The organism is Flavobacterium hercynium, from assembly GCF_002217285.1.
In the GTDB taxonomy this organism is placed as follows: Bacteria; Bacteroidota; Bacteroidia; order Flavobacteriales; family Flavobacteriaceae; genus Flavobacterium; species Flavobacterium hercynium.
The window spans coordinates 229,029-240,841 of the sequence record NZ_MUGW01000026.1 but is presented as its reverse complement, the minus strand read 5'-3'; the positions used below and the strand labels follow the sequence as shown (position 1 = coordinate 240,841).

The following is an 11,813-nucleotide window of genomic DNA, read 5'->3' as shown; positions in this document are numbered from 1 at the left end:
AAAAAAAGACCAGCTCTCTACAAACCGGTCTTTTCTTACTAACTAAAACTAACTTAAAAAACTAACTAAATAAAATCTTTTCAGTGATCTGATCACTTTATATATCTAAACTATATTTTTCTATATCTGTAAAACATTTTAATTCTTTATCTACTTTTATTATTATTCGATAAAAAAGAATTGTTACCAAAAATCTACATTACAAAGAGACGAAGAATCTGCTAAAGAATACATTCACATTATGTCATTTTAAGACAAAGTTGTTATTATCAGCTTTTTTTTAGAATAGGCAGCAAAAAAAAAGCTCAACTGTATCAGTTGAGCCTTTTCTACTTTAAGCAAAAATTTTATCTTACTTTATTTGATGATTGTAAAATCAATCTGAGACTAAGTCTGCAAAGTCAAAGATTTCGATTTACCAAGAATCTACTCTCTTAAGTTCACATCTTTTTTCTCGCCATCCTTATCTATCGTTACACGTTTCTCAACATTGGCTTTATCGTTATAAGACTGTCTTGCTGAACCGTAATTTGTTGTAGAACCTGTATAACCAAAATAATTATAATGATTAGTATAACCTGACACATAAGAGTAATTATAAGAGTTGGTAAAATCAAAGCTAGCCATAATAACATATGTTCCCGGCATTAAGTCCGCAAACTCAAAATGCCCCTGATCATCATACACTTTTGCTTTTTTTACACCATAACCAAAATCAGCATCCAAAGGAACTTCTGCAACTAATTTCTTTTTACGGATTTTCTTGTTGACTTCTTCCCACTCATCATAATAAGCTGAACTTGGAAAAATTGTAATTTCAGTACCTTTTGGAGCATACTGTTTCTTAGCAGTATTGACCAAACCACCCAATCTCTTCCCAGTGTCTGCTTTTGCATAGGCTGTACCAACTATAACACTATTACCTTTATAAATTTGCTGAGAAACGCGATCTTTATCAAATTTGTTTTTTATAGGCTGATAATCCAACTCCTCATTGGTTGTAATTTCCCACATACCACTCATAGACATTTCACGTTGCCATAAACGGTGATCCTTTTTATCAATGATGTAATTATACATAGCACCAGTGGCTTCTTCTAAAACATACACAACCCATGAATCGTGTTTACCTGTTCTCGGAGAGTTATAGACATAACTTTTTACCTCCTTAATGGTGTAATATTCTACAAGTACATTCGGCGACTCATCATTGTAATAAAACTGGGGGACACGCGCTTTGTAACCTACATCTAATGGTAATGTTGTAAGTAGAAAATCAAACCAGGTAAAGTCTACAAAGTCTTCTTTGGGCTGTAATTTCAGCTTTTTATCTTTTTTGGTTTTCTTTGAATAAAAATTACCTGTAGTGATTTGTGCAAAATTCAGCGTTAACTTTGAATCCTTGCCTTCTCCGAAATAACTAATCGGCTTTAGTGTTTGGGCATCTGCTACACTGTTTCGCGTACGAGAACTGGTTTTTGTATTGTCATTTGGAGTAAAATAATCTGATAAACTAAACTGATTATTAGCTAAAGTGATATCATAATTTACCGTCCCCATTTTTTTCCAGTCCGTATCTTTGACATAATATACAGTATAAAGTGATTTTTCAGGTTTGATATACTTGGTGTTGATATCTTTGCTGCCGGGTGCAACTGTCTTTTGACAAAATGCAGCAAATGGAAGCAGGTTTACTGCTAAAACAAGTGCGAATAATTTCATAAGAATAAGACGAAGGTTAAAGAAGAATAAATTGATTTTGTTTGTTAAATATGAAATTCAAAAATAGCAAAAAAGTTTTTATTAACCTGCAGAACCAATGTGCTTTTACCCCTTAAAAACCTACCTGATTAGAGGTAAATTTCATAGTAATCTATTCTCAACATCATAAATTAGCACAAATCAGTCTCCTTATAAGGTGTTAATCTGATAAGAAAAAGGATTTATTGTATAACGCGAAAAAAGATAACAGATCTAATTTTGATCATTCGATTAGAGCTAAATGTTGTAAGCAATTAATAAAGCATTATTTCACTATAAATACATTATTTTAAGATATTCCAGTTAATTAAACTACATTCGTTCCAAATCAAAAAAATCTAAATTTCTATTAAGATTTCCTTTTTAAATAAATATTAAAATATAGGTGCTTTTCCAGCAAATTACTGCCATTATTTTTTTCAAACACAACTTCGCTTTATGAGCATCAAAGAAAAAAATGGCGATAAGGAAACGGTCCTGTCCCATCAGGAAGAAATCATTAAATGCCTTGAAGAAAAACTTCTTGCAAAGGAGCAACAACTAAGAAATCAAATCAATGCTATTGACACTACAAATGCAACTATTGAATTTGACCTCGACGGTAATATTCTAAATGCCAACAAGAATTTCATCAAAATCATGGGATACACCGCCAAAGATTTGATTGGAAAACATCACAGCCTTTTGGTTGATCCTGCTTATGCGAATTCAAATGCATATCAGTTTTTCTGGAATAATCTAAGAAAAGGAATCTATCAAAAAGACGAATTCATAACGGTTGCCAAAAACGGAAAATTAATATGGTTCTTGGGTAGTTACAATCCTATTTTCGATACATCGGGCAAACCTTATGGAATTCTGAAAATTGCTACTGATATTACACTTGCCAAAACACAATTTTTGCAATTGGCAGTTGAGACCCAGGAAAAAGAAAAAAGGGCATCTGAACTTATTATTGCCAATAAAGAACTTGCATTTCAGAACAAAGAAAAGGAAAACCGTGCAGCAGAATTGATTATCGCCAATAAAGAATTAAAATTTCAAAATGAACAAAAAGAAAAAAGAGCATCTGAATTAATTATTGCCAATAAAGAACTTGCCATCCAGAGTAAAGAGAAAGAAAAACGTGCTGCCGAGCTTATAATTGCCAATAAAAAACTTGCTTCTGAAAGTATTCTAAAGGAAAAAAGAAAAGTCGAAAAACTAAAACGGGCAGCAGAATTGATTGTTACGAATCAGGAACTTGCCTATCAGGAAAAGCGAAGTATCGAGCTTACTCTGGCTAATGATGAACTAAAAAAAGCACAAGAAGAATTAGGATCATTCTCCTACTCTGTTTCTCATGATTTGCGTGCTCCAATTAGGGCGATCAATGGTTACACGCAAATCCTGATAGAGGATCATGCCGATTCGATAGATGATGACGGAAAAAAAATCATACAAGCCATCATTAATAATTCTGCTAAAATGGGCGTTTTGATAGATGACCTACTTGCTTTCAGTAAATTAGGACGTAAAGAGGTCTCCTCTGTTAATGTAAATATGACAGCCCTAGTAAATGGTGTTGTAAGTGAAATAACGATTGAAAAAGGTGATACCATACCCTTATTTGAAATTGAAGAACTTGCTCATTCGCACGGAGATCCTTCACTAATTAAGCAAGTTTGGATCAATCTGATCTCTAATGCTATTAAATATTCAAAATATAAATCAGAAATCAGAATTAAGATTACTTCAACCAAACAAAACGATAAAATTATTTACAGCGTAAAAGACTGGGGCGCTGGATTCGATATGGCGTACTATGATAAATTGTTTGGTGTATTTCAGCGTCTTCACTCACAGGACGAATTTACAGGAACAGGAATTGGACTGGCTATTGTGCAAAAAATAGTCAATAGACATTCGGGAGCCGTTTGGGCAGAATCAAAACCAGATGCAGGTGCTACTTTTTTCTTTAGCCTGCCGAATATAAAACATTAAAAACAAAAAAAATGGACTACGAAGATATTGAAATTTTATTTGCCGAAGACAGTATGGAAGATGCCATGCTAACAGTACGTGCCCTTAATAAAAGCGGTTTTACCAACAAACTCCTGCATGTAAAAGATGGTGCCGAAGCACTTGATTTTTTATATTGCAGAGGAATGTATTCTGAAAGAAATCCAAAATCACATCCAAAGTTGCTACTCTTGGATTTAAAAATGCCAAAGATGTCCGGAATGCAGGTACTTGAAAAAGTAAAAAGTGACGAAAATCTAAAATCTATTCCAATAGTGATACTTACTTCCTCACAGGAAGATCCTGATATTGCAAAATGTTATAGTCTTGGTGCTAACAGTTACATTGTTAAACCTGTAGACAGCAATAATTTTTTTAATGCCATAAAAGAACTTGGAATGTACTGGATGATATTAAGCCAGCCAGCCTTTTAAGTTTTAAGTACTAAATCCAACAATGATTCGTCTCAAATGAAAAAAGTTATTAGAGCATTGATATTAGAAGACAATACAGCTGATGCAGATTTATTAGTCCGTCACTTGACAAAATCCGGACTGTCATTTGTATCAAAAATAATTGAATCCAGAAAAGTTTTTGAGGAATGTCTTGATACCTTTTTGCCCGATATTATACTATCAGATTTTTCACTTCCTTCATTTGATGCTGTTTCTGCATTTAAAATTATAAAACGGAAAAATCTTAATATTCCTTTTATCATAATCTCAGGTACTATTGGTGAGGAAAATGCTGTAATGCTTATCAAAGAAGGTGTTACCGATTATGTATCTAAAAACAATTATTCATCGCTTATTCAAAAAATAAATCGCGCGCTCAAAGAAGCTGAAGAATTAGTGCAGAAAGAAGATCTTATCGAAAAGCTAAAAATACAGACTGCGGCTCTGCTCCTGGCAAACCAGGAATTAGAGCTTCAGAATGCTGAAAAAGAAAAAAGGGCAATTGAATTAGTAAATGTCAATAAAGAATTACTTGCCTTTAATTTTATCTCAAGTCACGATCTTCAGGAACCTTTACGGAAAATTCAAGTCTTTATCTCTATTATTATGGACAAGGAAATGGAAAAAATGAGTGAAGCCGGAAGAAATAATCTAAAACGCATACATGTCTCAGCAACAAGAATGAGACAGCTTATTGAAGATTTATTAGATTTTTCACGAGTCAGCGTTGTAGATCATCCTTACGAAATAAATGATTTGAGTGCTATCATTGAAGATGTAAAATTAGAACTTTCGGATACGATTTCTCAAAAAAAGGCTGTTTTTAAAGTAGATACATTAATGCCTGCCTTTATAAGACCATTCCAATTTCGCCAGCTTATTTACAACTTAATCAGTAACTCTTTAAAATTCTCAATTCCGGAAAGAGTGCTTGAAATTACGATGCAATCTGTTATTCTTAAATATGATGAATTCAAACTGCTTAATCTTTCTAACGTAACACAAATTTGTGATTATTGGAATTTTACTTTTAAAGATAATGGAATTGGTTTTGATCCACAATACAACCAAATTATTTTTATCATTTTTCAAAGACTTCATCACAGGGAAGAATATTCAGGAACAGGAATTGGTCTGGCTATTGTAAAAAAGATAGTAGATAACCACAACGGAATTATCATAGCTCATGGCAATCTGAACAAAGGAGTAACCTTTAATATCTACATTCCAATAATGGAGTAAAATGCTTTAACTACCAGCCTTCTTTAAGTCCATCCTGAAGTGCAATTTTATACTTTTCGATATTAAATCGATAAAGGTTTGGTGCTTTATGTGCTTTGCCTTCCATTCTTGGTTCATCCATCTTATCTAAGATATCATACCCGATCATCTTTCTGTAAAAATTTCCCCTGTTGAGCTTTTTGTCGAGGATAATTTCATAAAGCCTTTGTAATTCAGGCATTGTAAATTCATCGGGAAGCAAATTATAACCAATTGGTTTGTAATTAAGTTCTTTCCGAAGTTTTAATAACGCCTGATCCAGAATTGTTCTATGATCCATCATCATTACGGGCAACTCATTTATATCGATCCACTCGCAGGTACTTGAAAAAATGTCTATAACTGGATTAACTTTTTCATAATCAGCCAAAGCATAAAAACCTAAAGAAATAAAACGCTGTTTGTTCCACAATCCATCTTCAAAATCTTTAAAAAATTCCTCGCTTCTATTCTTATCTGCAAAAACACTGAATTGCTGCAAATAAATATCATGAGCACCTGTTCTGTCAATTAAAATTCTATTTGCTGCTTCTTTTATATCTTCTTCTTTTCTGATATATCCGCCCGGCAATGACCAAAGTTCCTGATCTTTCAGTTTTACCAAAAGTACTTTCATAGTAGCGGCATTGTAACCAAAGACAACACAGTCTATTGATAAGTGCGGTAAATATTCATTCCATGCTGTTTGAGAAAATTCCTTTACAAGTTCTTTTAATGTGTTTTCCATTTATGTAACCTTCTCTTCGATAAAATAATTTATCGCTTTTTTATAATGTTATTTAGTGTACTCCGTTTCATTAACTGCATCCAGCCAGATCGTTTCTCCTTTTTCTCTTCCTGTTATTGCAACTTGAACAAATTTAGTATCTGTACTAGCACCATGCCAATGCGGAATATCAGCCGGGCATTTGATAACATCACCTTTATTTACAATAATTTTCGAGTTTCCTTTTTCCTGATAATACCCAACTCCATCAAGAGCAAGTATAATTTGTCCCGCAGGATGACTGTGCCACTTAGTTCTTGCACCAGGTTCAAAAGTTACGCTTCCAACAGCATTCTGATTGATGCTGTCTGCCTGTGCCAGATTATTCAGCCAGACTTCTCCTGTAAAATTATCATTTGTAATTTTTTCTCCTTTTGGAAAAATAACATTTGAACTTAATATACTATCAATTGTTTGTTCTTCCTTTTTCTTATTGCAGGATAGAATTCCTATTGAAATGCAGCATATAAAAAGTATTATTCTGCCTTTTTTAAAATTTATTTTCTCCATTATTTCCTGAGTATTTTAAAGATTACTTTGATAAAAAGTTTTTAATTTAGTTACTGCTTGTGCCACATATTCAGGCTTCCAATAGGTTTGTATATGCGTCGCGCCTTCAATGACAAATAACTCCTTATTTTTAGCATTGGTTACTTTATCAAATGCCTCATCTGTCATGTATTTTGTATCGGCTTTGCTTCCGGCAATCATTAGTAAAGACTGATTGATTAAATCTAAATTCGTCGCAGCATCCCAAGTCATTAAATCCATCAGGCTGCTCATGGTGTATAAAAAGGTAGAATTTGGATGAGCATGACTTCTGTAATAGTACTCATAACCTTCGCGATATAAATCGGTTGAAGTTTTAGCAATTTCTTCGTCTGTAATACTTGCCACACCCGCATATATTATTTTACCTCCTGCTGCTTCCTGTGCACGTGCATCTGAAGCTTTTTTAAGGCGCTCCTGAATTGTCGCCAATTGAGAATTCTGAAAACCATTGCGTCTTACCTCGCCTGAATTGAACATACTCAGTGTAGCCACTGCTTTGAAACGTTTGTCTGCTTGTACAGCTTTCAATGTATAGCCTCCACCACCACAAATACCTAAAACTCCCAAACGATTTGCATCTGTTCCGGGATATTGCGTAATAAAATCTGCCATTCCAAAAATATCTTCTATGCGATTTGCCGGTTTATCAGTATGACGAGGTTCTCCTCCGCTAGCACCCTGATAAGCTGCATCTGACGTGATCGTTATATAACCTGATTCTGCTAATCGCTGTGCATACAATCCGGCTGTCTGCTCCTTTATTCCACCATTAGGATGTGCAACAACAATTGCAGGATATTTTTTTGAAGCATCATAATTTGCGGGTGTATATACATTAGCAGAAATCGTAATTCCATTTAGTTGATAAAAAACAGGATGAATGTTTACCTTTCCTTTTTCATTTTTGATTATAGCTCCTTCATACACCAAAGTATAAGGATTTTGTTCATACCTCTTTTGAGTTGATTGTGCATTTGTCATATCTGTAAAACTCATAAAGGCAATTATATAGGCTATTTTTTTCATCATTTCTACATTTAAATTTTGCTTTTTGTTTTTAGAACTTCATCCAGCACTTTTTGCGCTGCCTTAGCTTCTTTCTTACCTACAGTTGCTCTAATAACACTTATGAAATCATGAAGCTGGACAGGTGTTAAACCAACATTTAGAGCTATATTCAAATGCGACTGCAACATAGGTTCTGCATCTCCTATACTTGCTATCACAGAAATTGTTACCAATTCTCTTTCTGCATACGTTAAAATATCACGCTCAAAAATATCCGCAAAAAGATGTTCTTTTAGAAAAATATCTATCTCAGGTGCAAATGCAGAATACCCTTTTTTTGGACCATCCTGTTTTGTTTCAGTCAGTTTTTCTAAAATTACCTGGCCTCTTTCGTATTTACTTCTATCGGTTTTTATTGGTGAAGCTTCTGCTCCAACAACATCAGTAATACCTTTGACTTTTCGTTCTTCCAAGACGGTCATAAATGTCTGTAAGCCTCGGATACTTCGTGGAAATCCACAATAAGCATAAAGATGTACGATAGCTTCCTTGATTTGATTAATTGTTAAACCGGCATCAAGTCCTGTATTCAATTCTTCTTTAAGTTTTGATAGATCGCCTTTAGCCGTTGTTGAAGCTATACCTACAATTGCTTTTTGCTTGTCATTCAAATTTTGATTTATATTGTTTTGAGCATTCATAATTGTTGTTGCAAGTAATAGGATTATAAATAATACTGGTCTCAAATGTGTTTTCATTTTTATCTTTTTTTATTAGTTACCCAAACCTATTTTCTTGAGCCATTTTTTGATTTCACCTTGAACTTCCTTTTCTTTTTCACCTTCAATCACAAATAAAATCCCATCTCTTTCTTTACCGCCTTTAACTGAAAAACCTTCTAATATTTTGCTTTTAGGAGCTAATTCTTTTACAGTTTGAAAAGTGCTCCCAATTCCGTAACCTGCATTAGTATTAAATGGAATTATTGTTTTTCCTTCTAAATCATATTGTTTCAAAAAACTTTTCATTGGCGGTGGCAGCTGCATACCCCAAGTTGGAAAGCCCACAAACACAATATCAAACTTTTCAATATTTTCAATTTTTGTTTTAAGAGGAGGCAAATAGTCCATTTCATTTTCTTTGGCAACCTGACTGACTATCATTTTGTAATCTGCCGGATAAGGATTTTGCAATTCAATCTCTACTAATGATCCGCCTGTATTCTTATGGATCATTTCAGCAACTGCTTTGGTGTTTTTAGTTCGTGATAAATACACAATCAATATATTTTTATCAGATTTTATTTCGTCTTTATTTTGAAGGTTTTCCTGTGCTTTGCTACAACCGGAAAACATGCAAAAGACTGTTGTTATCAGAACCAAAAGTGTAGTTAATTTTTTCATTTTAGATGCTTCAATGAGTTTACTTGTCCAATCCCTTTTCTTTCAGCCACGAAGACATTAAATCTGCGACTTGGATATTATTTAAATCCAAAAACGGAAAATGAGTATTGCCTTTAAGACCTGCTTCTGGAAGGTGAACTACTGTAGCATCACCACCTTTTTTATTCACCGCATCACGCCACAGTCTCGCCATTTCCAAACGTGCTCTCCAACCGTCTGCACCTGAGTTTTTTGATGGTTGATCCGGAATATTATCTCCATAATAAATTATTATTGGAATTTTAGTCAGCTTCAGGAAATCCTGAAGAGGTATACCTGTGGCTTCTAAAGCACCTGCTGAACTGGCTATTGGTGACGGTACTTCACCTTCGGGAAATAAAAATCCGCTTCCGGGTTCATAAGATACAATGGCTTTCACATTTTGATTTTTAATGGCTGTAATCCATCCCATACCGCCAGAGTGAGAATGAGTAACCAGAATGGCAGGACCAATTTTATTGAATAGTGCAGAAGCTGCATCCGTAGTAACATTCAAATCTATTGTTCCTAAATTTGGAGTCATGGAACGAAAGTATTGATTCAGTGTCTCCGGATCACGTGCAAATTGTACTCCTTCATAATAATCTGGCCAAATTCCTATACGAAAAACACCAAACCATTGCTGTTCATCGGGAATAGGTTTAACCGAAGCGACATCTGTACTTCTTCCTGCATTTCCTCTTCTGGGCTGGTCTAAAAGATAGACAGGGAATTTTCTGCGAAGAAATATGTTTTGAAATCCATCTCGCCCATCTGGTGTTGTTTCCCAGGTTTTAGAAAACTGACCTATACCATGCCACATTACCAAAGGATATTTGCGTGATTCAGCCGGTACCTGATAAAAAACATACGCATGATCGCCGCGAAAAGTCTGTCCTGCCGGAGTGATGTTATACGGATCAAATGTGCCTGGGTTCTCAATCATAGTTCCTCCCACAGCAAAGCTTCCCTGTTCTTCAATAATGAGTGGCTTTTGCTTTACTTTTTTTTGTGCTGAAAGTGATGAACTTGTCATAATCAGTGACAGGCATAAAACAGTCCAGCAAGTAATGATTTTATTATTCATCTTATTTTTTTTTAATTTTATTGTCCTGGTGTTATTAATTTAGTGAATGACAATGAACCTAGTTTCCAGTCATTATCACGCTTTATGTATACTTCTGTTACTATAAACGGATTGGTAACTTCATTGCCTCCTACTACAGCTAAAAGTGTGATTTTATTCAAAAGTATAGCCGTGTTATCCATAATGTTTACGGAAACTTCATGAATGTCAGCTTTCTTGTAATGAATTCCTCCACTTTTAATCACATTGATTTCCTGAGTCTTTCCCCAACTTCCGCCCATATGAACAAACACAGCTTTATCATCAAACAATGGTGTAAGTTTATTTACATTTTTATCAGCCATCCATTCCCATTTTTGCTTTGAAAGCTGAATTACTTCCTGTTCTGCAACAGTCTTTTGGGCAAAAGAATTGCTTGCGGCCAACATGAGTATAAGTAGTTTTGGAAATATCTTTTTCATAATGATAGTCGTTTTCAATTAGTATATTTTTTATTTACCAACTCTGTCTTGCAATTGCTGAGGATAACGTGCACCAACAATTTCTATATTTTTAAGTGCCAAATCAATATTACTTAGTTCTTCTTTGCTTAAATGAACTTTTGCTCCACCAATATTTTCTGTTAGACGATTCAACTTTGTAGTTCCTGGGATTGGAACGATCCAGGACTTTTGAGCCAATAACCAGGCTAAAGCAATTTGTGAAGCTGCCGCTCCTTTTTCTCCAGCAATTGATTTTACTAAATCTACCAATGTCTGATTGGCTTTTCTGTTTTCTTCAGAAAATCTTGGAACAATATTTCTAAAATCAGAAGCTTCAAATTTAGTTTCTTCGTTTATTGCTCCCGTCAGAAATCCTTTTCCTAAAGGACTAAAAGGGACAAAACCAATTCCCAATTCTTCTAAAGTTGGAATAATTTCTTTTTCTGGTTCACGGTAAAATAAAGAATATTCACTTTGCAATGCCGAAACATGTTGCACGCTGTGGGCTCTGCGAATGGTTTCTGCACTTGCTTCTGAAAGACCAAAGTATTTTACCTTACCTTCTTGTATTAAATCCTTTACGGTTCCGGCAACTTCTTCAATGGGTACATTAGGATCAACTCGATGCTGATAAAGCAAATCAATAGAATCTGTTCTTAATCTTTTAAGTGAAGCTTCAACTACTGCTCTGATTCTTGCAGGACTGCTATCTAAACCTTTTGTAGAATCTCCGTCCTGAAAACCAAATTTGGTTGCAATAATCACTTCTTTACGAAATGGTTCGAGTGCTTCTCCTACTACTTCTTCATTTACAAACGGACCGTAACATTCTGCAGTATCAAAAAAAGTAATACCTTGTTCAAATGCTGCTCTGATTAATGCAATTGCTTCACTTTTTTCCGTTGGCTTACCATAGCCAAAACTCAATCCCATGCAGCCTAACCCTAATGCAGATACTTCTAATCCTTTATTTCCTAAAACTCTCTTTTCCATTTTCTT

The 11,813-nt window shown here is 34.4% G+C and carries 12 protein-coding genes; 3 read left to right on the top strand and 9 right to left on the bottom strand.

Annotation, left to right across the window (positions count from 1 at the left end; translation table 11 throughout):
* Positions 1–426 precede the first annotated feature (426 nt).
* Positions 427–1,722, bottom strand: coding sequence for a hypothetical protein (locus tag B0A66_RS13845; RefSeq protein ID WP_089050438.1), 1,296 nt, complete (start codon positions 1,720–1,722; stop codon positions 427–429).
* A gap of 477 nt (positions 1,723–2,199) precedes the next feature.
* Between B0A66_RS13845 and B0A66_RS13840 the strand changes: the two genes are divergently transcribed.
* Genes B0A66_RS13840 through B0A66_RS13830 form a run of 3 tightly spaced genes read left to right on the top strand, consistent with a single transcriptional unit; the run spans position 2,200 to position 5,459 of the window.
* Positions 2,200–3,744 carry an ATP-binding protein gene (locus B0A66_RS13840; RefSeq protein ID WP_089050437.1) on the top strand — a complete coding sequence of 515 codons (1,545 nt, stop codon included), beginning with the start codon at positions 2,200–2,202 and terminating at the stop codon, positions 3,742–3,744.
* An 11-nt stretch (positions 3,745–3,755) separates the two neighbouring features.
* On the top strand, positions 3,756–4,196 hold the full coding sequence (locus B0A66_RS13835; RefSeq protein WP_089050436.1) for a response regulator: 441 nt from the start codon (positions 3,756–3,758) through the stop codon (positions 4,194–4,196).
* Positions 4,197–4,232: 36 nt separating this feature from the next.
* Entirely contained in the window at positions 4,233–5,459 is a 1,227-nt protein-coding gene (locus B0A66_RS13830) for a hybrid sensor histidine kinase/response regulator (protein WP_089050435.1), read from the top strand.
* A gap of 10 nt (positions 5,460–5,469) precedes the next feature.
* Here B0A66_RS13830 and B0A66_RS13825 read toward each other — a convergent pair whose 3' ends face one another.
* Genes B0A66_RS13825 through B0A66_RS13790 form a run of 8 tightly spaced genes read right to left on the bottom strand, consistent with a single transcriptional unit; the run spans position 5,470 to position 11,807 of the window.
* Positions 5,470–6,225: an NUDIX hydrolase gene (locus B0A66_RS13825; RefSeq protein WP_089050434.1), complete on the bottom strand. Its 756-nt coding sequence runs from the start codon at positions 6,223–6,225 to the stop codon at positions 5,470–5,472.
* 48 nt (positions 6,226–6,273) lie between these two features.
* Positions 6,274–6,774: a cupin domain-containing protein gene (locus tag B0A66_RS13820; protein ID WP_089050433.1), complete on the bottom strand. Its 501-nt coding sequence runs from the start codon at positions 6,772–6,774 to the stop codon at positions 6,274–6,276.
* Between the two features lie 15 nt (positions 6,775–6,789).
* The gene (locus tag B0A66_RS13815) at positions 6,790–7,842 is read right to left on the bottom strand and encodes an alpha/beta hydrolase (protein ID WP_089050432.1); all 1,053 of its coding nucleotides are present in this window, start codon (positions 7,840–7,842) and stop codon (positions 6,790–6,792) included.
* 11 nt (positions 7,843–7,853) lie between these two features.
* A complete protein-coding gene (locus B0A66_RS13810) occupies positions 7,854–8,582 on the bottom strand; it encodes a carboxymuconolactone decarboxylase family protein (protein WP_089050431.1) in 729 nt (242 codons plus the stop codon).
* Between the two features lie 15 nt (positions 8,583–8,597).
* A complete protein-coding gene (locus B0A66_RS13805; RefSeq protein ID WP_089050430.1) occupies positions 8,598–9,227 on the bottom strand; it encodes a flavodoxin in 630 nt (209 codons plus the stop codon).
* 19 nt (positions 9,228–9,246) lie between these two features.
* Positions 9,247–10,332, bottom strand: a complete 1,086-nt coding sequence (locus B0A66_RS13800) for an alpha/beta hydrolase (protein WP_089050429.1) — start codon at positions 10,330–10,332, stop codon at positions 9,247–9,249.
* Positions 10,333–10,349: 17 nt separating this feature from the next.
* Entirely contained in the window at positions 10,350–10,793 is a 444-nt protein-coding gene (locus B0A66_RS13795) for a nuclear transport factor 2 family protein (protein ID WP_089050428.1), read from the bottom strand.
* A 30-nt stretch (positions 10,794–10,823) separates the two neighbouring features.
* A complete protein-coding gene (locus B0A66_RS13790; RefSeq protein WP_089050427.1) occupies positions 10,824–11,807 on the bottom strand; it encodes an aldo/keto reductase in 984 nt (327 codons plus the stop codon).
* Positions 11,808–11,813: the final 6 nt, after the last annotated feature.

Bases quoted from the DNA above. Each gene is read 5' to 3' on its own strand.
- B0A66_RS13845 (WP_089050438.1), bottom strand. From the start codon at position 1,722: ATGAAATTATTCGCACTTGTTTTAGCAGTAAACCTGCTTCCATTTGCT.
- B0A66_RS13835 (WP_089050436.1), top strand. From the start codon at position 3,756: ATGGACTACGAAGATATTGAAATTTTATTTGCCGAAGACAGTATGGAA.
- B0A66_RS13825 (WP_089050434.1), bottom strand. From the start codon at position 6,225: ATGGAAAACACATTAAAAGAACTTGTAAAGGAATTTTCTCAAACAGCA.
- B0A66_RS13810 (WP_089050431.1), bottom strand. From the start codon at position 8,582: ATGAAAACACATTTGAGACCAGTATTATTTATAATCCTATTACTTGCA.
- B0A66_RS13800 (WP_089050429.1), bottom strand. From the start codon at position 10,332: ATGAATAATAAAATCATTACTTGCTGGACTGTTTTATGCCTGTCACTG.
- B0A66_RS13830 (WP_089050435.1), top strand. From the start codon at position 4,233: ATGAAAAAAGTTATTAGAGCATTGATATTAGAAGACAATACAGCTGAT.
- B0A66_RS13840 (WP_089050437.1), top strand. From the start codon at position 2,200: ATGAGCATCAAAGAAAAAAATGGCGATAAGGAAACGGTCCTGTCCCAT.
- B0A66_RS13795 (WP_089050428.1), bottom strand. From the start codon at position 10,793: ATGAAAAAGATATTTCCAAAACTACTTATACTCATGTTGGCCGCAAGC.
- B0A66_RS13790 (WP_089050427.1), bottom strand. From the start codon at position 11,807: ATGGAAAAGAGAGTTTTAGGAAATAAAGGATTAGAAGTATCTGCATTA.
- B0A66_RS13805 (WP_089050430.1), bottom strand. From the start codon at position 9,227: ATGAAAAAATTAACTACACTTTTGGTTCTGATAACAACAGTCTTTTGC.
- B0A66_RS13820 (WP_089050433.1), bottom strand. From the start codon at position 6,774: ATGGAGAAAATAAATTTTAAAAAAGGCAGAATAATACTTTTTATATGC.
- B0A66_RS13815 (WP_089050432.1), bottom strand. From the start codon at position 7,842: ATGAAAAAAATAGCCTATATAATTGCCTTTATGAGTTTTACAGATATG.